Source organism: Agrobacterium sp. CCNWLW32, from assembly GCF_037083425.1.
Classification (GTDB): domain Bacteria; phylum Pseudomonadota; class Alphaproteobacteria; order Rhizobiales; family Rhizobiaceae; genus Agrobacterium; species Agrobacterium radiobacter.
In genome coordinates this window covers 428,474-450,197 of the sequence record NZ_JBAOJM010000004.1, presented here as the reverse complement: position 1 = coordinate 450,197, position 21,724 = coordinate 428,474, and the positions used below count along the sequence as shown (strand labels likewise).

Below are 21,724 nucleotides of genomic sequence, written 5' to 3'. Positions count from 1 at the left end.
GCCTTCATTTCGCCTTCGACAAGACCAGCGATCCGTGTCACATTGTCGTCGCAAACCTGAAACTCCAGCGATGGAGAGCTGGAGGTAGGCTTAAAAATGGAAGGACGTGCCGCATGACCATTCAGGCTCATATTGCATCGCTCGAAAAGAAACACGGTGCTCTGGAGGAGGAGCTCGAAAGTATTCTTGCTTCCCCGTCCTCTGACGATAGAGAGATCGCCGACCTCAAACGCCGTAAACTGCGCCTGAAGGATGAACTGCAGAGGCTTAAAGCCTCCACAAGGCACTAATTGATGCCAAACCGCAGCCTTCAATGAAGGACTGACGGATTCCTTTTCGGCCCTGACGGCACCTGCGTGCTGCCAGGGCCTTTTAGTGGCTGCCTGAGCCTAGAAAGGCAACCCGTCCCAAAGCAGTTTCAGCGCGGCAATCAGCGCCATGGAATACATCAGCGGGTAAAACACTGATGGTTTCAGATATTTCACCACCCTTGCACCGGCAAGCGTCGCCAGCATCGCCACCGGCAGTAAGCTGGCCGAGGTTTTGAGGTTGGTGGCATCAAGCGCGCCGAGCGCGAAATAGGGAATGAGCTTGATCGCATTCATGATGGCGAAGAAGCGTACGCTCATGCCGGTATAGGTCTTCGGATCGAGCTTCAGCGGCAGAACATAGATCTGAAAGGGCGGTCCACCCGCATGGGCCACGAAGCTCGCATAACCGGAAAGGCTGGACCAGAGCGTGGCAGCAGCCGGTCTTTGCGGTTTGGCCGGAATTTCCTGTCCCTTACGGCTTTTGAAACTCTCCTGAAAATAACGCAGCACGAACAGGATCGTCACCGAGGCGACGACGAGACGCATGGCGTCAGCGGAGATGAGGCTTGAGGTCGCCCAGCCGAGCGTGATGCCGGCGATTGCGCCGGGCAGCATGATGAGGAGCGTTTCCCGGTGGTTGTGGTGCCGCCAGGCCCAAAGCGCCACGAGATCCATCACGATCAGGATCGGCAGAAAGATCGCGGCGGCCTGCACAGGCGATACGGCAAGCGCCATCAGCGGCACGCCCATTAGGGCCAGTGCGCCGCCCAGCCCGCCCTTGGAAAGGCCGACGAGCACGACTGCGGGGATGGCGACGAGATAAAAATGAAAATCGGTCAGCATGGATGGACAGTTGATCCTTTCGCCGGTCCGGTTTATCGGATTTGTCATATGAAAACGAGTGCAGATTGCGCGGCAAGCGTCTTCTGTCTGAAATGGACGAACCGATGACCCTAGTTGAAGATCGTTGCCGCCTTGTCCTGATCGTTCCGGAATCGGACGACGCGCAAAAGCAGGCAACAGAAGTGGAAGAAGCATTGCGGGGCGGCGATGTCGCTTCCGTCATCATTCCGCAATATGGTCTGGATGACGCCGCTTTCCAGAAACGCGCCGAATTGATCGTGCCTGTCGTGCAAAAGGCCGGTGCGGCGGCGCTCATTGCCGGAGACAGCCGCGTTGCCGGTCGCGTGAAGGCGGATGGCCTTCATGTGGCTGGCAATGCCGAGGCGCTTGCCGAGGCCGTGGAAAAGTTCACGCCGAAGCTGATCGTCGGCGGCGGCAATGCGGATGACCGTCACAAGGCTCTGGAGCAGGGCGAGTCCAATCCGGATTATGTGTTTTTCGGAAAGCTGGAAGGCGACATCAAGCCTGAGGCGCACCCCAAAAACCTGGCTCTCGGTGAGTGGTGGGCGTCGATGATCGAAATTCCGGCCATCGTCATGGGTGGCACGGATGTGTCTTCGGTTGTTGCCGTAGCTGAAACCGGCGTGGAGTTCGTGGCGATGCGCAGCGGCGTCTTTGACAATGCCGGTGGCGCTGCCCAGGCGGTTTCTGAAATCAACGCCCTGCTTGACGAAAAAGCGCCACGGTTTGGCGGTTGATACAGGCGATGATCATGCGCTCGGTTCACCTCTGCTTTTCCGTTTCGCTGCTGACGCTTGCTTTCGGCGCGCCGGCGGGTGTCGCTTTTGCTCAATCCGGGCCGCAGAGCGAAAGCAATGCGCTTTCCCGCCAGCTGGAAAATGAGGCTCAGCCGACCCGTCAGGGCAGGGTGCAATCCGAAGAGCAGAAGGACTTGCAGCCGTCCGCAGGCGTCAATGTCTATCAGCGCATGGGTGCGGAGCTGCCCGCCCTGCCGCCTGAAAAGGAATTCAAGGGCCGGGTGGACGAAGCCTATGGGCATTTCCAGCGCGGTGAATATGTGCAGGCGCTCGACAAGGCGCTGAACCGTGCGCAGAACGGTGACGCATCCGCCCAGACGCTGGTGGCGGAAATGATGTCGCGTGGTCTGGGCATTGCCCGTGACGAAAAAACCGCGGCTTTCTGGTATCAGCAGGCTGCACAGGGTGGCGATCCCGTTGCCATGTTCAAATTCGCCCTGATCCTGATGGAAGGCAAATTCGTCACCCGCGACAAGGCGAAAGCTGACGATTTCATGCGCCGCGCCGCGGAAGCCGGTAATGCCTCTGCTCAGTTCAACTGGGGCCAGATACTGGTTTCGGAAAATCCCGGCGCCAAGGGCCTGCTGATGGCTTTGCCTTTCTACGAAAAATCCGCTGACCAGGGCATTGCAGATGCGCAATATGCGGTGTCGCAGATTTACTGGTCGGTGAAGGACGTGCCGGCCGAAAAGAAGGCCAAGGCGCGGGACTGGCTGATGCGGGCCGCAAAGGCGGGTTACGACACCGCGCAGGTCGATCTGGGCATCTGGCTGGTGAATGGTTTCGGCGGCGAGCGCAATCTGGATGAGGGCTTCCGCTGGCTATACGGTGCGGCACAGCGTGGTAATGTCGTGGCGCAGAACAAGGTGGCGCATCTTTATATTCAGGCGCTTGGCACCCGGCCCGATGCGGTCGAAGCGGCCAAATGGTATGTGCTTTCCCGTCGCGCCGGGCTGAAGGATCCCTCCCTCGAGGACTTTTATCTCGGGATCACCGACGAGCAGCAGAAGAAGGCGATTGAGGCCGCAAATCGTTTCCGCCCGACGTGATGGCAGACGGGCCTAACCACGCCGGCGCAGCCCCATGGGCTTTTTGCCTTGAATTTCCGCGCGTTTTGTGGTCTTGAACCGCAAACTTTCAATTCAAGAAAATAATGACGTGCCTGCCCGGTGAACTTCCGGGCGGTTCGCAAGCTTTCCAGGAAACAAATTCGATGGCCCGTTCAGCCCTTCTCAATGTCATGGTTCAGGCCGCCATCAAGGCGGGTAAGTCTTTGTCGCGTGACTTCGGTGAAGTGCAGAACCTTCAGGTCTCGGTCAAGGGACCGAGCGATTTCGTCTCGCAGGCGGATCTGAAAGCCGAAAAGATCGTGCGCGATGAATTGATGAAGGCCCGCCCGACCTATGACTTCCTGGGTGAAGAAGGTGGCGAGGAAAAGGGTAGCGATGGCGCGCATCGCTGGATCGTGGATCCGCTTGATGGCACCACTAACTTCCTGCACGGCATTCCGCATTTTGCGGTTTCCATCGCGCTGGAGCGTAACGGTGAAGTCGTTGCCGGCGTGATCTTCAATCCGGCCACCGACGAACTCTACACCGCCGAGCGTGGCGGCGGCGCGTTCCTCAATGATCGCCGCATCCGTGTTGCCGCGCGCAAGGCGCTGACCGATTGCGTCATCGGCTGCGGCGTGCCGCATCTCGGTCGCGGCAATCACGGCAAGTTCCTGGTCGAGCTTCGCCATGTCATGGGTGAGGCTGCCGGCATCCGTCGCATGGGCGCGGCTTCGCTCGATCTGGCTTATGTCGCCGCGGGCCGTCTCGACGGTTACTGGGAAGCCGATCTTTCGCCATGGGATATGGCGGCCGGTCTGGTGCTGATTCGTGAAGCCGGCGGCTTCGCATCCGACATCAAGGGCGGCACGGATATCTTCGGCAGCGGCACCGTTGCTGCCGGAAATGAATATATCCACAAGGCGCTCGTTGAGGTCGCCAACCGTCCCATCCCGGGCCGCTGATCGGTTTTCGGCGGAAAACCTGTCGTTTTCTACAAGTTTTAGACGCCCGGCGAATGTTCGGCGGGTGTTTTTGTTTTCCATTGCCGGGTGCTCACACATTTTCCTAAAACGCCTGTGACGAAAGACCGGCTTTTCGCTTCAAATCGTCGCAATTTTCAAATAGCTTCCGCTGGATACCTGACCAGAGGGAATGCGAACGTTATGGCGGATTCGGAGCTGCTCGATCTTGGCGTCGAGAAACCGGTGACCACACGGCAATACAGCCACAAGCTGTCCAGCCCCACACCGTTTCTCTGGACGATGGTTCTGTTTCTGATCCTCGTCGGCTTTCTGGCGGCCATTCTCTATCGGCAGGCGCACACCGCCTTCATGACCAATCCGGGGCTCAACGGCTTCATTCTCGGCGTGTTGGCCATCGGCATCATTCTGGTGTTTACGCAGACGATGAGCCTGCGCTCGGAAGTCCGCTGGTTCAATGCCTTTCGTGCTGCCGGCAGCGTCGAAAAGGTCGGCCGTGCGCCAAAACTGCTTGCGCCGATGAGCACGCTGATCGGCAAGCGCGGCGAAGTCCGGCTTTCCACGGTCACGCAGCGGACCATCCTCGATTCCATCGCAACACGACTCGACGAATCGCGTGATACCTCGCGTTATCTCGTCGGCCTGCTGGTGTTTCTCGGTCTGCTCGGCACCTTCTGGGGCCTGATCGGCACCATCGGCGCCATCAGCAATGTCATCCAGTCGCTCGATCCGAGCGCCGGTGACAGCAACGATATTCTGAGCTCGCTCAAGGCCGGTCTCACCGCGCCGCTGGCCGGCATGGGAACGGCCTTCTCCTCGTCGCTGCTCGGTCTTTCAGGTTCGCTGATCCTCGGTTTTCTCGATCTTCAGGCCGGTCGCGCGCAGAACCGTTTTTACACCCAACTCGAAAACTGGCTGTCATCGGTAACTGACACCTCGGCGGAAGGGCCGAGGGAGTTCAAGGCCGAGCCGGGCGCCATGGTCAGCACCGAGCGTTCGCTTGCGGCCATGACCAGCCTTGCCGAGGGCATTCAGGGTCTGGTCAAGAACATGCGCAGCGAACAGCAGATGCTGCGTGACTGGATCGAGGCGCAGCAGGAGGAATCGAAATCACTCCGCCGCACGCTCGACCGGCTGTCGGCGCGGATCGATAGCGACACGAAATCATCCGGACGCACCCGGCACGATAACGGGAGCGAGTAGCCATGGCGCTTGCGCGCAACCGCCGCCGCGACAGGGGTGTGGATTATTGGCCGGGTTTCGTCGATGCGCTTTCGACGCTGCTGATGGCCATCATGTTTTTGCTGACGGTCTTCGTGCTGGCGCAATTCGTACTGTCGCGCGAAATTACCGGCAAGGACGAAGTGCTGACGCGCCTCAACAGCCAGATTGCCGAACTGACCGAACTTCTGGCCATGGAAAAAGGCAACAAGCAGGATATTGAGGACGCGCTCGCAAGCCTGCAATCGACGCTCGCAGCTTCAGAAAACGAGCGTTCCCGACTGCAGGCGCTTCTCGATGCGGGATCGGGCAACAATGCGAACGCCAATGCCCGGATTGGCAGCCTGACCGGCGAGCTGGACGACCAGCGGCAGGCCAATTCCCGCGCCTCCGCGCAGATCGAATTGCTGAACCAGCAGATTGCGGCGCTGAGAGCGCAGATCGCTTCGGTGGAAGCCGCCCTGCAGGCTTCGGAAGCCAAGGATACCTCGTCTCAGGTCAAGATCGCCGATCTCGGCCGTCGCCTCAATGTCGCGCTGGCGCAGCGGGTGCAGGAACTGAACCGCTATCGGTCTGATTTCTTCGGGCGGCTGCGTGAAATCCTGTCGGACCGCGAAAACATCCGCATCGTCGGTGACCGGTTCGTCTTCCAGTCCGAAGTGCTCTTCCCTTCCGGCGGCAATGAACTCAATCCGGAAGGGCAGACGGAGATGGAGAAGCTGGCGGTCGCGCTGCTCGATCTCGCCAAGGAAATTCCGGCGGAAATCAACTGGGTCCTGCGCGTGGATGGCCACACGGATAATGTCCAGCTTTCCGGTTCCGGACGTTACCGGGACAATTGGGAACTCTCCTCGGCCCGTGCCACCTCGGTGGTGAAATTCCTGATCTCCAAGGGCGTCCCGGCAAACCGGCTGGTTGCCGCTGGTTTCGGTGAATATCAGCCGATTGCCGAAGGCGATACCCCGGAAGCACGGCAGCAGAACCGCCGTATCGAACTCAAGCTCACCGAGCGCTGAAATCGCGGACCGCATCAGCGCGGTTGCCTTCCGGCGAAAGTAAATTTACGTTCGCGTAAAAGTAATTCCGTCATATCTGGGAGGGGCTGATGGAACGCTATGATGTGATCGTTGTCGGCGCGGGGCTTGCCGGGCTGGTGGCGGCAACCGAGGCTGCTGAGCGAGGTTTCAGCGTCTGTGTCGTGGATCAGGAGGGCGAGCAGAACCTTGGCGGCCAGGCCTTCTGGTCGCTGGGTGGTCTGTTTTTCGTCGATAGTCCCGAGCAGCGCCGGATGCGGGTGCGAGACAGTCTCGATCTTGCGCGGCAAGACTGGTTCGGCTCAGCCGGTTTCGACCGTCCGGAGGATTATTGGCCGCGCCGTTGGGCGGAGGCCTATCTCGATTTCGCTGCCGGTGAAAAACGCGAATGGCTGCACCGTATGGGCATGCGCTGGTTTCCTGTGGTCGGCTGGGCCGAGCGTGGCGGCAGCCTCGCTCATGGTCATGGCAATTCCGTTCCGCGTTTCCATGTCACATGGGGCACGGGTCCGGGCGTACTCGCACCCTTCGTTAAAAAGGCGAAGGCCATGGCGGCAACCGGCCGGCTGACCTTCCGTTTTCGCCACCAGGTTGATCGTCTGGAGGTCGTCGACGGCCGGGTGACCGGCATTTCAGGCGCTGTTCTTGTAGCCGACCCCGTGCAACGCGGGCAGGAGAGCAGCCGGGAAGAGCAGGGCGATTTTACCTTCTCCGCTGCGACGGTCATCGTCAGTTCCGGCGGCATCGGCGGCAATCAGGAACTGGTGCGGCGCAACTGGCCGGTGGAACGGTTGGGCGCGCCTCCCGCAAGCATGGTCTGCGGTGTTCCCGCGCATGTGGCATTATACCGAGGGCGTGAAAAACCATGATCCGATCTGGCCGGGTCACGGGATCCGCATTCTGCCCGGTCCCTCGCCCTTCTGGTGCGATGCGGATGGAAACCGCCTCGCCGCCCCCGCCATGCCGGGTTTCGATACGCTCGGCACGCTTAAAATGCTGGGCGAACGCGGCAGCGGCCATAGCTGGTTCATTCTGACCAAGGTGATCATCAAGAAGGAATTTGCGCTTTCAGGCTCGGAGCAGAATCCTGATCTGACCGGCAAGGATATACCGCTGCTGCTCAAAAGGTTGGGCAAGGAGCCGCCGGGACCAGTGCGTGCTTTCATGGAGCGCGGCGAAGATTTCGCGGTTCGAGATACGCTGGAAGAACTCGTGGCGGCGATGAATGCCATCAGTGGCGATAACCGGCTGCATATAGACCATATCCGCCGGCAGATCGAAGCGCGCGACCGCGAAATCGAAAATGGTTTCAGCAAGGATGCCCAGGTAACGGCCATCCATGGCGCACGTCGTTATCTTGGCGACCGGCTGATGCGGACGGCAAAACCGCACCGGCTGCTCGACCCGTGGATGGGACCGTTGATTGCCGTGCGGCTGCATGTGCTGACGCGCAAGACGCTTGGCGGCCTTCATACCGATCTTGAAGCCCGGGTGCTGGATGCTGCCGGTGAGCCGGTGCCGGGGCTTTATGCCGCCGGCGAAGTGGCGGGTTTCGGTGGCGGTGGCATGCATGGCTACAACGCGCTGGAGGGCACATTCCTTGGCGGCTGCCTGTTTTCGGGCCGCATTGCCGGACGCAGCGTGCTGGCGTGAGCCGTTGAGAGCGGAATGGCGAAACGCCAGCGGTTTTGCCTGAAATTCCGCTCCGATCGCGTGAACTAAGCCTGGACGCGCAATTCGTCCGGTCCGGTCTGGAATTGCAGCCGGGCAAGCCGCGCATAAAGGCCGTTCTGGCGAATGAGGCTCTGATGTGTGCCTTCCTCGATGATGCGGCCTTCATCCATCACCAGAATACGGTCGGCCTTCAGCACGGTGGCAAGACGGTGAGCGATGACGATGGTGGTGCGGGTTTTCATCAGCTCATCAAGCGCCTTTTGAACCAGCGTTTCGCTTTCCGCATCGAGTGCCGAAGTCGCTTCGTCGAGCAGCAGGATCGGCGCATTGCGCAGGATGGCGCGGGCAATGGCGATGCGCTGGCGCTGGCCGCCGGAAAGCGTCACGCCGCGTTCACCCACCTGGGTATCATATCCATCGGTGAGACGTTCGATGAAGCTGTCGGCCTGTGCGGCGATGGCGGCGGCGCGCACCTCCTCGCGTGTCGCGTCAGGTCGGCCAAAGGCGATATTGTCGTGGATGGAGGAGGCGAATATCGCCACATCCTGCGGAACGATGGACAGGCGCGCGCGCAGATCGGCGAGGGTGACGTCGCGGATATCCGTGCCATCGACGGTGATGCGGCCCTGTTGCGGATCGTAAAAGCGCATCAGCAGCGAAAAGACCGTGCTCTTGCCCGCACCTGAAGGCCCGACGATTGCGACGGTTTCGCCGGCGCTGACCTTGAAGGAGAGGCCGGAGACGATCGGCCGCCCTGTCGCGAGCGGGTAGACAAAATCGACATTTTCGAATTCGGCTTCGCCGCGCGGCGGCTGCGGCATGGCGACAGGGGTTGCGGGTTCTGCGACGGGCGAGCGCTCGTTCAGCAGTTCGGAAAGCCGTTCGGCCGCACCACCCGCCTGCGCCAGTTCACCCCAGACTTCCGAGAGCTGGCCGAGACCGCTTGCCGCGATGACCGAATAAAGCACGAACTGACCGAGCGTGCCTGCCGTCATGCCACCAGACAGGACGCTTTGCGCGCCATACCAGAGAATGCCGACGACGCTGCCGAAGACCAGCGCGATGGCGACGGCGGTGAGAATGGAGCGTGCGCCGATCGCTGCCCGAGCGCCCTGATAGGCGGCTTCCACGGAAGCGCCATAACGGGCATTTGCCAGCACCTCGGCGTTAAAGGACTGCACGGTGCGGCTCGCAGCAATCGTCTCGGAAGCATAGGCGGCGGAATTGGCCAATGTATCCTGCGTGGTGCGGGAGCGGGCGCGAACCGAGCGCCCGAAGGCGATCAACGGAAAAACGATGAAGGGAATGGCAAGCAGCGCAAGGCCGGAAAGACCGGGGCTGGTATAGATCATCATCGCCACGGCACCACAGCACATGATGATGTTGCGCAAAGCCACGGAGGCGGACGACCCGAATGCCGAGCGGATCTGCACCGTATCGGCGGTCAGTCGCGAGGTCAGTTCGCCGGATCGATTGCTATCGAAAAACTGCTGCGACAGGGTGGTGAGATGGGCGAAGACATCGCGGCGCAGATCGGCAACGACCCTTTCACCAATGGTCATGACGTAATAATAGCGCATGGCGCTGGCAAGCGCGAGGAGCACGGCAATCGCCAGAAGCACGGCGAAATAGCTGTTGATCATGCCGCCATCCGGCGTCTGGAAACCGTGGTCGATGATGCGGCGAACGGCAAGCGGCAGGGCCAATGTCGTGGCGGAGGAAAGCACAAGCGCGAAAAGAGCTGCCGCCATCAGGCCGCGATAACGGCTCAGATAGGGGAAGAGGCCAAGAAGCGGCTTCAGGCTCCTCTGTTTCGCAGCTTTCTGCTCGTCAATATCTGCCACGTCCTCTATGCTCCTTGTTCAATGCCGTTTTTGGGCCTTTTGCGGGTGAATTTCCGGCGCGCGGTAAAATTCCAGCCCCTGCGGCCATCTCCTTTCACAAGGGGATAGCAGGCTCTTGTTATCTGGGCGACCTTCATGTATAGGCTCCGCATCGAATTGGGAAGCCATAGCCCATCTGGTCTATGGCTTCATTTATTGAAATGGCTCAGTTGACGCAATTGCGGCAAATGGACCGCACGTCACTTAACCAGGAAGATTGTCATGAAGGCTGATATCCATCCCGCTTATCACACGATCAAGGTCGTCATGACCGATGGCACCGAATACGAAACCCGCTCTACCTGGGGTTCGGAAGGCGCAGTCATGAACCTTGAAATCGACCCCAAGTCCCATCCGGCATGGACGGGCGGCAACCAGCAGCTTATGGACCGCGGTGGTCGCGTTTCCAAGTTCAACAAGCGTTTCGGCGGCCTCGGCCTCTGATCCACTTGCGGACGGATTGTTTAAAAAAAGCCCGGTTTTTCCGGGCTTTTTTGTTGTCTGCTTTTCGCGGCTGTACGTATGGGTGTAACGACCAAAACAAAAAAGCAGGCTTTTCAGCCTGCTTTTCAAATTGTCCGGATAAGGTCGTCTTTTCTCAGTTGATCGAGAAAGCTGTGCGCAGAAGATTGAGCTGCGCCTGCACGCTGTTTTCATTGTCCGGCACCTTGGCGGCTTCGGACGGGCGATAGATTTCGCGGTCGAGCAGGGCGATGCGGTTCTGGAGACGCAGCGAGCGCTCGATGAGGTCGCGGAAGGATTCGGGCAGGTCGTTCCAGCCGGGCGCGTTACGGTCGACATTAAAGCTGTCGAGCCGCACCTTGTTCTTTTCGCTCAGAACCTGATCGCGCGTCATTTCGCCATTGTTGACGGCGCGCTGCAGAAGCAGCCAGGAGGCCATCTGCATCAGGCGGGTGGTGAGGCGCATCGATTCCGCCGCATAAAGTACCGAGGCCATGCGCGGCAGCACCTTGGAGGCGGCGCGGCCGGCGCCATCGAGATAACTTGCCGTTTCCTCAACCAAGGTCATGCCTTCGGTATAGAGGGTCTTGAACTGGTTGGAAGCAGCCGCGCGACCCGCAAAGCTTATGGTATTTAAAACCTGTTCCGACATTTTCTTTAAATCCCTGCTCACGCACCACACTGTCAGGCAACGACGACCCGGATATTTTGTTCCGGCCTTTAGTGTTTTCAGGATGGTATCTTTACCTGAAATGCGCAAGGCAATTATTAAAGAAGGGTTAATACCCACAGTTTTACGGAATCCGGCAAGCGGCAAAAAAAGAGCCGCGAAAGCGGCTCTCAAGGTAAAACAGGGAGAAAAATCAGACCAATTCGCCGTATGGAGAAGATGCCTGAGGTCCAGAAGAACTGGACATGTATAGTAATCTCTCAGAAAGCTTAATTTTTGGTTAATGGTAAACGAAAGACTGCCCCGGAATATTCATTTCCAGATACCGCCTGAGCCGCAGCTCTAGGCATTGGAAGTGCAGTCCCATGTCTATTCTCAACTGCGCGTCAGGACCGGAAGAGATTCTCCGCCGCCTGCCTGCCGGCGGATTTCCGTGTCCTCTCCTCTTCCAGCCGGGTGATTTCGGCTTGCAGAAGATCGATACGGCTGCTCAGTTCGTCCACCGAAAGAAGGCTGAGATCGCCGCCGATCTCGTGCGCTGCCGGTTTTTGCGGACGGTCATCGTCAAAGAGGCTCATATGCCTGCTCCTTTTTCCACATAGTCGCCATCGTCCCCGGGATATTGCTGCGCGCGCGGGTCAAGCGCAATACTTTCCGGCGTGACGAGCGTTGAGGGCGTCGTCGGCATCATGGTCGAGAAATTGTCTTTTTCCTCGGTCGAAAGTGCTGCGCGCTGGCGGCTTCTGATGATGGCATAGGCGGTGATGAGCAGATGCGCCACAGCCGTCACCAGAAACAGCGCATAGGGGCCGAAATGGGTCATGATCGCGCCGCCGAGCGTCGGGCCGATGATGGTGCCGATGCCGTAAAGCAAAAGCAGGCCACCCGAGACCTTGACGAAGTCTTCCGAGGCGGCGAAGTCATTGGCATGCGCCACGGCGATGGGATAAAGCGCGTTGGCGGCGGCGCCGTAAATGGCGATCATGAAAATCAGCACATAGACGTCATGCGGTTGCACCACCGCGACAGCGAGGCCCGCGACCGCGCCAACCCCGGCAAGTCCCGCCAGCACGTATCGGCGGTCTATCCGGTCTGAAAGCCTTCCCGCCGGAAATTGCGCCAGCGCACCGACGAAAATCGTGACCGAAACCATGATGGCGATCATGGTCGGGTCCAGACCTGCGCGCGCGCCGAAGACGGCGCCGAGCGTACCGTAAGCGCCGTTGGCAATGCCGATCATCAGGATGCCGACGAAGGAGACCGGCGAGTTGCGGTAAAGGGCCGGCAGATCCAGCTTCACCTTCTGTAACGGCTGCGGACTGGCCGCTTTCGAAAGCGTGGCCGGCAGAATGGCGATGCAATAGATGATGCCGCAGATCATGAACAGCGACGTATTGCTGATATCGCCCATCGGCACGATCATCTGCCCCGCCACGACCCCGAGCAGCGTGATGGCGATATAGAGCGAGAAGATCATGCCACGGCTTTCATTGGTGGCGCGCTCGTTCAGCCAGCTTTCAATGATCATCGAGGTGCCGGCCGTGCAGAAGCCGGTAAGCGCGCGCAGTGCAATCCACGACGTGTCGTCGATGATAAGGCCGGTCATCAGCACCGTCAGGCACACCAGCGCCACGAAGGAGCCGAATGCCCGCACATGCCCCGCACGGCGCACGATGGCAGGCGCGACAAAGCAGCCGACGACGAAGCCCGCCGCCCACGAAGTGCCCAGAAAGCCCAGAATTTCATTGGAGTAACCTTCCGCCGAACCACGAACGGGCAGGATGAGACCCTGAAGGCCGTTGCCGAGAAAAAGAAACAGAGTGCTGGATAAAAGAGCGAATACGGGTAGAAGATTTCTGCTCATGAAAACACTCTCATGCGTTCGGACGGACGGTCGGACAGGCCATAGACGGGCGTTACCCGAATGAGTTGCACTCTTCTGGTGAACGGTAAAAATGTCCAGCCTGTGACGATGCAGAAATAAAGAAAAGGCTCAATAAATGACGAAGGCGATCGGCCTTTTTTTACTGCTGGCCATGGCGATCCAGATCATCCGGCCGCTCGGTCTGCCGGGCCTGAAGAAAAGAGGCGATTGCTGGAAGATCGCGGTTGCCGCCTTTGTCATCTGGTCGGCGACGCTGCTTCTGCGTCCGTAACGAAAAAGCCGCCCCAGAGGGCGGCTTTTGTTTGACTAAATGCCTGCCGGTGAGGGCCTCAGGCTGCCTTTTCGAGTTCCTGCTTCCAGTTACCCTTGGCGGCGAGGCTGTTCATCGCGGCGCGGTGCGTGAAGGCGCGCTGGCCGGCGGCGACATTTTCCTGCTTGCCGCCCCAGGTCTTGAGGGCCGTATCCTGAAGCGCGCGGCCGTAGGAATAGGTCAGTGACCAGGGCAGGTCGTAGCCGGCATTCATGGCGGAAAGATGCGCGGTTGCCTCTTCGGAGGACTGGCCGCCGGAAAGGAAGGCAATGCCCGGAACGGCTGACGGCACGGTCGCCTTCAGAACCTTCACGGTCTTTTCCGCCACTTCCTCGACCGAAGCCTTGCGGGCATTCTTGCCGTCGATAATCATGTTCGGTTTGAGGATCATGCCTTCAAGGTTCACGCGGGCGTCGAACAGATCCGCGAAAACGGTCTGGAGAACCCATTGCGTGACTTCCGCACAGCGGTCGATGTCATGCGTGCCCGGTTCGCCGTCCATCAGCACTTCGGGTTCCACGATCGGCACGATATCCGCCTGCTGGCAGAGAGCGGCGTAACGGGCGAGCGACTGGGAGTTTGCCTTGATAGAACCCCAGCTCGGACGCTGTTCACCGATGGTGATGACGCCGCGCCACTTGGCGAAGCGGGCACCGGCGTCATGATATTTGCGCAGGCGCTCGTAAAGACCGTCGAGGCCTTCGGTGATGAATTCGTGCGGGTGGAAAGCCATCGGCTTCGCGCCGATATCCACCTTGATGCCGGGCAGGCTGCCGGCCGCCTTGATGATATCAACGAAAGGCGTGCCATCGGCTGCCTTCTGGAACAGGGTCTCTTCATAAAGGATGACGCCGGAGATGTATTTCTTCATGGCGTCGTCGGAGCGGAACAGCATTTCGCGGTAGTCGCGACGGGCGGTCTCGGTGGACTCCAGATTGATGCTGTCGAAACGCTTCTTGATCGTTCCTGTGGATTCGTCGGCTGCGAGCAGGCCCTTGCCGTCGGCAACCATTTTGATGGCGATGTCTTCGAGACGTTCGGTCATTTGCTATTCTCCCAAGGCACAATAAATTTCCGATAACAGAAGTTCCAGGGCAGGGAAATGGCACGCTAACTCATTGAAACGATTGAAATCATTTCAATCGTTTGAAACTTTTCCTCAAGGTGCCGCTTACCAAAAGACAAGGCCGGACAAGCATGGCTTGTCCGGCCTTGTGTCAGGCAAGTCGGGTAAGTTTACTTGGCGGCGGTCAGGATGGCAACGCCCGGCAATTCCTTGCCTTCCATCCATTCGAGGAAGGCGCCGCCTGCCGTCGAGATGTAGGTGAAATCGTCCGAAACGCCGGCATGGTTGAGTGCGGCCACGGTATCACCGCCGCCGGCGACGGAGACGAGCTTGCCGGCCTTCGTGCATTCCGCTGCGTGTTTTGCAGCAGCCACAGTCGCCGCGTCGAAGGGCTCGATTTCGAAAGCGCCGAGCGGGCCGTTCCAGACCAGCGTTTCCGCGCGGGAAATCCAGGCCTTGATGCTTTCAACCGATTTCGGGCCGACGTCGAGAACCATGGCGTCGGCGGGAATGGCGTTGATATCGACGGTTTCATTGGCCGCACCGGCCTTGAATTCGCGGGCGACCACGCCGTCTTCCGGCAGAACAATCGCACAGCCGGATGTCGCGGCCTCGATCATGATCTGCTTTGCGGTCTCGGCAAGATCGTGTTCGCAGAGCGATTTGCCGACTTGTGCGCCGCGTGCGGCAAGGAAGGTGTTGGCCATGCCGCCGCCGATGACGAGGGCATCGACCTTCTTGACGAGGTTCATCAAGAGATCGATCTTGCTCGAAACCTTGGCGCCGCCGACGATGGCGACCACCGGACGGACCGGCTGGCCGAGGCCCTTTTCCAGCGCCTCAAGCTCGGCCTGCATGGTGCGGCCGGCATAGGCGGGCAGGTGGCGCGCAAGACCTTCGGTGGAGGCGTGGGCGCGGTGGGCGGCGGAGAAAGCGTCATTCACATAGATATCGCCGTTGGCCGCCAGAGCCTCGACGAAGGCGGGATCGTTCTTTTCTTCGCCCTTGTGGAAGCGGGTGTTTTCCAGAAGCAGGATATCGCCGTCGTTCAGTTTCGCGACGGCATCCGCCGCAGGCGCACCGACGCAGTCGGTCGCGAAGGAAACGGCGTGATCCAGCACTTCCTCGACGGCGGGCACGATCTGGGAAAGCGACATGTCGGCGACCGGTTCGCCCTTCGGGCGGCCGAAATGTGCGAGCAGGATGACTTTCGCGCCCTTTGAGGACAATTCCAGAATGGTCGGCGCAACACGTTCGATACGGGTTGCGTCCGTCACCTTGCCATCCGCGACCGGCACGTTGAGATCAACGCGAACGAGAACGCGCTTTCCGGCAATGTCGTTGAGGTTGTCGAGGGTCTTGAAAGCGGGCATAGGTCGATCCTGATTTGTTGCGAGTTCGGCACGGACCATACTATGCCTGATTGACGACGCAAGCCGGTCAGGCCTCATTTTCTCTCACTGTATTGGCCGGGGCGGGGGCGCTTTCTTCAACGCCGGCGAGGCGTGGCTGACGCTTCTGCGCCAGATAATCTCGCACACGGTTGAGGATTTCCGAAAAGCTGATGAATATCGGCAGGCTGGTGGCCGGCTCCACCGGTTCGAGCGAGATTCCGACGCCGGTGATTTCCTCATGCTCGTCCAGTGTGCGGACGATCAGGACGATGGAGCCGAGGCGCACACGGTCGGCATAATCGGCCTTTCCGGCAAGGCGCGCCTCGATGAGTTCGGCGACGCTCATCGCCTGTTCGGCGGGCGAAAGCAGGTCGGGGCCATAGGCCGCGTCCAGTTCCTTCGCCGGGCGGGCGGGTGAGATCGCGAAGGTGCCGAAGAAATCGGCGTCGTCATCGGCAACCGGCAGGGCGCTGGCGAACAGCCGGTCGATCAGGCGGGAATAGCCCGGTGCGATGAAGAGATAGACGAGATCGTTTTCACGCAGCCGCCCGGCATATTGGTAGCGGATCGACTTGCCGTCACGCACCACCAGCGAGGGCATGGCCCAGCGGGGAATACGTTCACCCTGCATGATGGCGCTGCCCTTGGCGACCCGGTAGGAAATCAGTTCATGATTGGCGGTGCCGGGAAGGTCCACCTCGAGCTTGTCCACCTCGCCCATGCGCGGCGGCACGATCAGCCCGAGCCTTGTTGCCACAGGCTTGATGGTCCAGCCCTGCACAAGCAGTGAGACCAGAACGATGATGAAGGCGGCGTTGAAATAGATCTGCGCATTATCAAGCCCGCCGAGAATGGGCATGATGGCCAGCAGGATGGAGACCGCGCCACGCAGGCCCACCCACGCCACGAAGGATGTTTCCTGCTGGGTATAGTTGAAGGGCATGAGGCTCAGCCATACCGCGAGCGGGCGGGCGACGAAAATCAGGAACAGCGCAAGCAGGACGGCGGGAATGGCGATTGCCGGAAATTGCGACGGCGTGGCGAGCAGGCCGAGCATCAGGAACATGATGATCTGGGCAAGCCAGGTCAGCCCTTCGTGGAAGCGGCGGATGGTTTCCTTGGCGAAAATCCTGCGGTTGCCGGCAACGATGCCCGCCACATAGACCGCCAGAAAACCGCTGCCGCCAAGTGTGCCGGTGAAAGAGAAGACGAGCAGCGCCAGCGCCAGCACGAATATCGGGGCAAGCCCGCGGTCGGCGGCGAAACGGTTGACGACGGTGGCGATCATGACGCCGCCAAGCAGGCCGAAAATCAGGCCGAGGCCCATTTCTTCGACGAAGAGCAGTAGGAAACCGCTATCGATACCGGCCAGCCCCTGACCCTTGGCAATGATCTCGACCAGCGCGACGGTGAGGAAGATGGCCATCGGATCGTTGGTGCCGGACTCGACCTCCAGCGTCGAGCGGACCTGATCGCGGATATGAATGCCGCCGATGCGCAGCAGGAAAAAGACGGCCGCCGCATCCGTGGAGGCGACGATGGCGCCGAGCAGCAACCCCTCCAGCCACGAGAGCCCGAGCAGCAGGGCGGCTGCACCCGCGAAGAACACGGAGGTCAGGATGACGCCGCCGGTGGCGAGCGCCACGGCAGGTGCTGCCGAAAGCCGGAAGGATTGTATCGACGTGCCGAAACCGGAATCGAAAAGGATGACGGCGAGCACGAGCGAGCCGAGCATATAAGCGAGCGGATTATTGGTGAACTCGATGCCAAGGCCATCCACCCCCGCCGCCAGGCCGATAACAAGGAAAAGCAGCAGGAGGGGCGCGCCGAAGCGGAAGGCGATGAGGCTCGAAAAGGCTGCGACGAGAACGAGAACAGTTGCCACCAGCAACAGAAGATAAAATGATTCCACGTCCATCGCCTCATTCAAACCGCGTTGACCGCTGCAATGAATGCTCTGCGCGTCTGCAGTCAATGCGCCACGGGTTGCGGTCTGTCAGCGCTGTTTCGGGTGGCGTTGAAAGGCGACGCAAGGCGGGTGTATCGAATGATACGGCAGGGCCGAAGTGCATTGCGCACGACCGTTATCCCTGTGTCTCTTGTCCGTCTCAAAGTGGACCAGACAAAGGCAGGAAATGGGAATTTTTTCGGCTCGCGGGCGAAAAAATGGATGGCAAGGAGAGCGGCAGATACCCCCGCAGAAACAATTCATCTTCCGGCGTCTCAACGTAACATAGAGACAATGCAGCTGCGTTAGTTCTCTCGTCCGAATTGCTTTTCAACATTACCGGAGCGATCGGATGAAGCGGATAAATATTACTGGACTTATTATAGTATTGGCGGCGGGCTCGATTGTTTCGGGCTGCTCGAGCACGGAACAGACGGCTGAAAACATGGCCGCGCAACGCGAGCGCTGCCGCTCCTTTGGTTACCCCGAAGGCTCGCGGGATGCTGCCGACTGCATGATGAAGCTTTCCATGCAGCAAAGCGAGTTGAGGCAGCAGACTTTCGATACGATCTGGAGCAATGCCGGCTCGCGGGACCCAATCATCATCAACAACAGAAGGTGACGGTTGCGCGCCGGCGCTGGCAGCGGGTTGGCCCCTCTTGCCCAACGATGGTTTCGATCCGAAGCGCCCCGCCTTGCTTCCGGATCGATGCCGACGGGTTTCCTCGTTCCCGTCGGCATTTTTACAAATAAAAAGCCGGCAGGATTGCTCCTGCCGGCTTTTTGATCGAACTGAGTTCCGCTTAGATGGTCTTCGCGAATGCGACGGCCGTGTCCGACATGCGGTTGGAGAAGCCCCACTCGTTGTCGTACCAGGACAGAACGCGCACGAACTTGCCTTCCATGACTTTCGTCTGGTCGATCGCGAAGATCGAGGAATGGCTGTCATGGTTGAAGTCGCGGGACACCAGCGGCTCTTCGGTGTAGCCGAGGATACCCTTCAGCTTGCCATTGGCGGCGGACTTGATCGCTTCGTTGATTTCCTCAACCGTCGTGTCGCGCTTGGCGATGAACTTGAAGTCGACGACCGAAACGTTCGGGGTAGGAACGCGGATCGACGTGCCGTCCAGCTTGCCTTTGAGGTGCGGCAGAACGAGGCCAACGGCCTTGGCTGCACCCGTCGAGGTCGGGATCATGGACAGGGCTGCGGCGCGGGCGCGGTACAGATCCTTGTGCATGGTGTCGAGCGTCGGCTGGTCGCCGGTGTAGGAGTGGATCGTCGTCATGAAGCCATGATCGATGCCAACGACGTCATCAAGAACCTTAACGACCGGCACGAGGCAATTGGTGGTGCAGGACGCGTTGGAAATGACCAGATGGTCCTTCGTCAGCTGGTCGTCGTTCACGCCGAAGACGACGGTGAGGTCTGCGCCGTCAGCCGGTGCCGAAACGATGACGCGCTTGGCGCCTGCCGTCAGGTGAGCAGCGGCCTTGTCGCGGGCGGTGAAGATGCCGGTGCATTCGAGCGCGATATCGACGCCGAGTTCCTTGTGCGGCAGCGTTGCCGGATCGCGAACGGCCGTCACCTTGATCGGCTTGCCGCCGCCAACGATGATCGTGTCGCCTTCGACCTTTACGTCGGCAGGGAACTTGCCGTGGATCGAATCGTAGCGAAGCAGATGGGCGTTGGTTTCAACCGGGCCGAGGTCGTTGATGGCAACAACTTCGATATCGGTACGGCCGGATTCGACGATGGCGCGCAGGACGTTGCGGCCGATGCGGCCGAAGCCGTTAATGGCAACTTTTACAGTCATTTACAGTCTCCCGAACAAGATATGTGCTTGGTCTTTGCGGAAATGTGAGGGCTTGGGAAGCCCTCACGCAAGTTTTGCCTCGACTGCGGCGACGACGGCTTCCGCCGTGATGCCGAAGTGCTTGAAGAGATCCTTCGCCGGGGCAGATGCTCCGAAGGAATGCATGCCGACGAAAGCGCCATCGTTACCGATGAAATAGTCCCAGCCCTGACGAATGGCGGCTTCGACCGCGATTTTGACCGGAGCCTTGCCGATGATGGCGTTGCGATAGGTTTCCGGCTGTTCCTTGAAGAGCTCGAAGCAGGGAACGGAAACGACGCGGACGGAAACGCCGTTGTCCTTCAGCGTTGCAGCGGCCTTGAGCGCCACTTCGACTTCCGAACCGGATGCGAAGATCGAAACCTTGGCGTCGCTGGCGGATACGAGTTCGTAAGCGCCGTAAGCGGAAAGGTTCTTCTCTTCATATTCCTTGCGCGAGGGTGCAAGGTTCTGGCGGGTGAGTGCCAGGGCAGACGGACGATGCTTCTGCTCAAGCGCCAGCTGCCAGCATTCCGCCGTCTCGGTTTCATCCGCCGGGCGGAAAAGGAGGAGGTTCGGAATGGCGCGCAGCGCTGCAATCTGCTCCACCGGCTGGTGGGTCGGGCCGTCTTCGCCGACGCCGATGGAATCATGCGTCAGAACGTGGACGACGCGGATGCCCATGAGCGCGGCAAGGCGGATCGACGGACGGCAATAGTCCGAGAAGATCAGGAAGCCGCCGGCGTAGGGTATGAGACCGCCATGGAGCGCGATGCCGTTCATCGCGGCCGCCATGCCGTGCTCGCGGATGCCGTAATGCAGATAACGGCCGGAGAAATCCGTCGGGGTGATGGACTTCATCTGGCTGGTCTTGGTGTTGTTGGACGGCGTCAGGTCAGCCGAGCCGCCGACCATTTCCGGCAGGATGCCGTTGATGACTTCGAGCGAGTCTTCAGAAGCCTTGCGGGTGGCGACGGTCGGGTTGTTCTCGATGATCTTCTTCTTGAAGGCATCGATCGAGCTGTCGAAGTTACCGGGCAGATCGCCGGCGAAGCGGCGCTTGAACTCGGCCTTCTTGCCGGCTTCGGTCGCTTCGAGACGGGCTTCCCAGTCCTGGCGGGTCTTGGTGGAGCGCAGGCCTGCGAGACGCCATGCATCGAGCACGTCTTCCGGAATGACGAAAGCTTCGGCTTCCCAGTTGAGGCTCTTGCGGGCTGCTGCGATTTCTTCGGCGCCGAGCGGGTTGCCGTGCACCTTGTGGGTGCCCTGCTTGTTGGGCGCGCCGAAACCGATGACGGTCTTGCAGGCGATGAAGGTCGGGCGGTCGGATTTCTGCGCGGCCTCGATGGCAGCTGCAATCGCATCCGGATCATGGCCATCGACGCGGATGGTGTTCCAATGAACGGCATTGAAGCGGGCGATCTGGTCGGTGCTGTCGGAGAGGCCAACTTCACCGTCGATGGTGATGTTGTTGTCATCCCAGAACAGAACGAGCTTGTTGAGCTTCAGGTGGCCGGCAAGCGCGATGGCTTCGTGGCTGATGCCTTCCATGAGGCAGCCGTCGCCGCACAGCACATAGGTGAAGTGGCTCTGCAGGTCGGAGCCGAATTCCTCTTCCAGCTTGCGTTCGGCAATAGCCATGCCGACGGCGTTGGCGATGCCCTGGCCGAGCGGGCCGGTGGTCGTTTCGATGCCGGTCGCATGGCCATATTCGGGATGGCCGGCGGTCTTGGAGCCGAACTGACGGAAACGCTTGATCTCGTCGATCGTCATGTCCTCGTAGCCCGTCAGATAGAGCAGCGAGTAAAGCAGCATCGAACCATGGCCTGCCGACAGCACGAAGCGGTCGCGGTCAGCCCAGAGCGGCGCCTTGGGATCGAATTTCAGGTAACGGGTGAAAAGAACGGTGGCGACATCAGCGGCGCCCATCGGCAGACCGGGGTGGCCTGAATTGGCCTTCTCCACTGCATCCATGGCAAGAAAGCGGATCGCGTTTGCCATCCGGTTGTGTTTGTCGCGAGAAATCATGGCTTTTCCGTCTGTTTCCGGGTGAAAGGAGATAGTTTTACGCAACTATCCAAAAAGCGGGTTGATCCATAGCAGGTGAGGCAGGCAAGTCAATAAATCCACGGGCGTTTGCGGTTCCCTTAGGGAGAAAAAATCGTTTAGAAAATCGGGTGTCCTGACAAAATCCGTGCGATATGTGTCGCCGCCTCTTCGTTCATCCACAGAGCAAAACGCCTCAATGCACTGGTTTGATTGACGGGATGGTAAATCGGGTAATAACCTCGTGATTGTTGAAAAGGCCTGAAACCGGACGATTCGGCCGGTGGCGTGCAAG

19 protein-coding genes and 1 pseudogene are annotated in these 21,724 nt (G+C 59.7%); 10 read left to right on the top strand and 10 right to left on the bottom strand.

Going from position 1 to position 21,724, the window contains the following annotated elements; genetic code table 11:
* Window positions 1–113: 113 nt before the first annotated feature.
* On the top strand, window positions 114–290 hold the full coding sequence (locus V6R85_RS12520; RefSeq protein WP_003506164.1) for a YdcH family protein: 177 nt from the start codon (window positions 114–116) through the stop codon (window positions 288–290).
* A 99-nt stretch (window positions 291–389) separates the two neighbouring features.
* Here the strand turns inward: V6R85_RS12520 and V6R85_RS12515 are convergent, their stop codons facing one another.
* A complete protein-coding gene (locus V6R85_RS12515; RefSeq protein ID WP_003506166.1) occupies window positions 390–1,154 on the bottom strand; it encodes a sulfite exporter TauE/SafE family protein in 765 nt (254 codons plus the stop codon).
* Between the two features lie 104 nt (window positions 1,155–1,258).
* Here V6R85_RS12515 and V6R85_RS12510 point away from each other — a divergent pair, with 104 nt between their 5' ends.
* The 6 genes and pseudogenes from V6R85_RS12510 (at window position 1,259) to V6R85_RS12485 (ending at window position 7,912) form a co-directional block, all read left to right on the top strand.
* Entirely contained in the window at window positions 1,259–1,912 is a 654-nt protein-coding gene (locus V6R85_RS12510) for a thiamine phosphate synthase (protein WP_003506168.1), read from the top strand.
* 8 nt (window positions 1,913–1,920) lie between these two features.
* On the top strand, window positions 1,921–3,021 hold the full coding sequence (locus V6R85_RS12505; protein WP_003506169.1) for a tetratricopeptide repeat protein: 1,101 nt from the start codon (window positions 1,921–1,923) through the stop codon (window positions 3,019–3,021).
* 164 nt (window positions 3,022–3,185) lie between these two features.
* Complete coding sequence (locus V6R85_RS12500; RefSeq protein ID WP_003506172.1) at window positions 3,186–3,986, top strand: inositol monophosphatase family protein; 801 nt, start codon at window positions 3,186–3,188, stop codon at window positions 3,984–3,986.
* Window positions 3,987–4,187: 201 nt separating this feature from the next.
* A complete protein-coding gene (locus tag V6R85_RS12495) occupies window positions 4,188–5,207 on the top strand; it encodes a hypothetical protein (protein WP_060726961.1) in 1,020 nt (339 codons plus the stop codon).
* A 2-nt stretch (window positions 5,208–5,209) separates the two neighbouring features.
* Window positions 5,210–6,241 carry a peptidoglycan -binding protein gene (locus tag V6R85_RS12490; RefSeq protein WP_003506175.1) on the top strand — a complete coding sequence of 344 codons (1,032 nt, stop codon included), beginning with the start codon at window positions 5,210–5,212 and terminating at the stop codon, window positions 6,239–6,241.
* Window positions 6,242–6,330: 89 nt separating this feature from the next.
* Window positions 6,331–7,912: pseudogene (locus tag V6R85_RS12485) on the top strand (FAD-binding dehydrogenase).
* 65 nt (window positions 7,913–7,977) lie between these two features.
* Here V6R85_RS12485 and V6R85_RS12480 read toward each other — a convergent pair.
* Window positions 7,978–9,777, bottom strand: coding sequence for an ABC transporter transmembrane domain-containing protein (locus V6R85_RS12480; RefSeq protein WP_112293160.1), 1,800 nt, complete (start codon window positions 9,775–9,777; stop codon window positions 7,978–7,980).
* Window positions 9,778–10,038: 261 nt separating this feature from the next.
* Here V6R85_RS12480 and rpmE point away from each other — a divergent pair, with 261 nt between their 5' ends.
* Entirely contained in the window at window positions 10,039–10,260 is a 222-nt protein-coding gene (gene rpmE, locus V6R85_RS12475) for a 50S ribosomal protein L31 (RefSeq protein ID WP_003506183.1), read from the top strand.
* A 154-nt stretch (window positions 10,261–10,414) separates the two neighbouring features.
* On the opposite strand, the gene rcdA is transcribed toward rpmE, so the two are convergent.
* The 3 genes from rcdA to V6R85_RS12460 all read right to left on the bottom strand — a co-directional run bounded on the left by rcdA (window position 10,415) and on the right by V6R85_RS12460 (window position 12,812).
* Window positions 10,415–10,930, bottom strand: coding sequence for a protease adaptor protein RcdA (gene rcdA, locus V6R85_RS12470; RefSeq protein WP_003506184.1), 516 nt, complete (start codon window positions 10,928–10,930; stop codon window positions 10,415–10,417).
* 404 nt (window positions 10,931–11,334) lie between these two features.
* The gene (locus V6R85_RS12465; protein ID WP_003506186.1) at window positions 11,335–11,526 is read right to left on the bottom strand and encodes a DUF1192 domain-containing protein; all 192 of its coding nucleotides are present in this window, start codon (window positions 11,524–11,526) and stop codon (window positions 11,335–11,337) included.
* On the bottom strand, window positions 11,523–12,812 hold the full coding sequence (locus tag V6R85_RS12460) for an MFS transporter (protein ID WP_060723145.1): 1,290 nt from the start codon (window positions 12,810–12,812) through the stop codon (window positions 11,523–11,525). Before V6R85_RS12460 ends, V6R85_RS12465 begins: the two co-directional genes overlap by 4 nt.
* Before the next feature lie 136 nt (window positions 12,813–12,948).
* Here V6R85_RS12460 and V6R85_RS12455 point away from each other — a divergent pair, with 136 nt between their 5' ends.
* Complete coding sequence (locus V6R85_RS12455) at window positions 12,949–13,104, top strand: hypothetical protein (protein WP_003506189.1); 156 nt, start codon at window positions 12,949–12,951, stop codon at window positions 13,102–13,104.
* Between the two features lie 58 nt (window positions 13,105–13,162).
* On the opposite strand, the gene V6R85_RS12450 is transcribed toward V6R85_RS12455, so the two are convergent.
* The 3 genes from V6R85_RS12450 to V6R85_RS12440 form a co-directional block, all read right to left on the bottom strand.
* The gene (locus V6R85_RS12450) at window positions 13,163–14,188 is read right to left on the bottom strand and encodes a class I fructose-bisphosphate aldolase (protein ID WP_003506191.1); all 1,026 of its coding nucleotides are present in this window, start codon (window positions 14,186–14,188) and stop codon (window positions 13,163–13,165) included.
* Between the two features lie 191 nt (window positions 14,189–14,379).
* A complete protein-coding gene (locus V6R85_RS12445; protein WP_099087330.1) occupies window positions 14,380–15,582 on the bottom strand; it encodes a phosphoglycerate kinase in 1,203 nt (400 codons plus the stop codon).
* Window positions 15,583–15,649: 67 nt separating this feature from the next.
* Window positions 15,650–17,521: a potassium/proton antiporter gene (locus V6R85_RS12440; protein ID WP_336377063.1), complete on the bottom strand. Its 1,872-nt coding sequence runs from the start codon at window positions 17,519–17,521 to the stop codon at window positions 15,650–15,652.
* Window positions 17,522–17,996: 475 nt separating this feature from the next.
* Here V6R85_RS12440 and V6R85_RS12435 point away from each other — a divergent pair, with 475 nt between their 5' ends.
* On the top strand, window positions 17,997–18,173 hold the full coding sequence (locus V6R85_RS12435) for a hypothetical protein (protein WP_020810341.1): 177 nt from the start codon (window positions 17,997–17,999) through the stop codon (window positions 18,171–18,173).
* Window positions 18,174–18,354: 181 nt separating this feature from the next.
* Here V6R85_RS12435 and gap read toward each other — a convergent pair whose 3' ends face one another.
* The gene (gene gap, locus V6R85_RS12430; protein WP_003506200.1) at window positions 18,355–19,365 is read right to left on the bottom strand and encodes a type I glyceraldehyde-3-phosphate dehydrogenase; all 1,011 of its coding nucleotides are present in this window, start codon (window positions 19,363–19,365) and stop codon (window positions 18,355–18,357) included.
* 63 nt (window positions 19,366–19,428) lie between these two features.
* Window positions 19,429–21,411: a transketolase gene (gene tkt / locus V6R85_RS12425; protein ID WP_336377062.1), complete on the bottom strand. Its 1,983-nt coding sequence runs from the start codon at window positions 21,409–21,411 to the stop codon at window positions 19,429–19,431.
* Window positions 21,412–21,724: the final 313 nt, after the last annotated feature.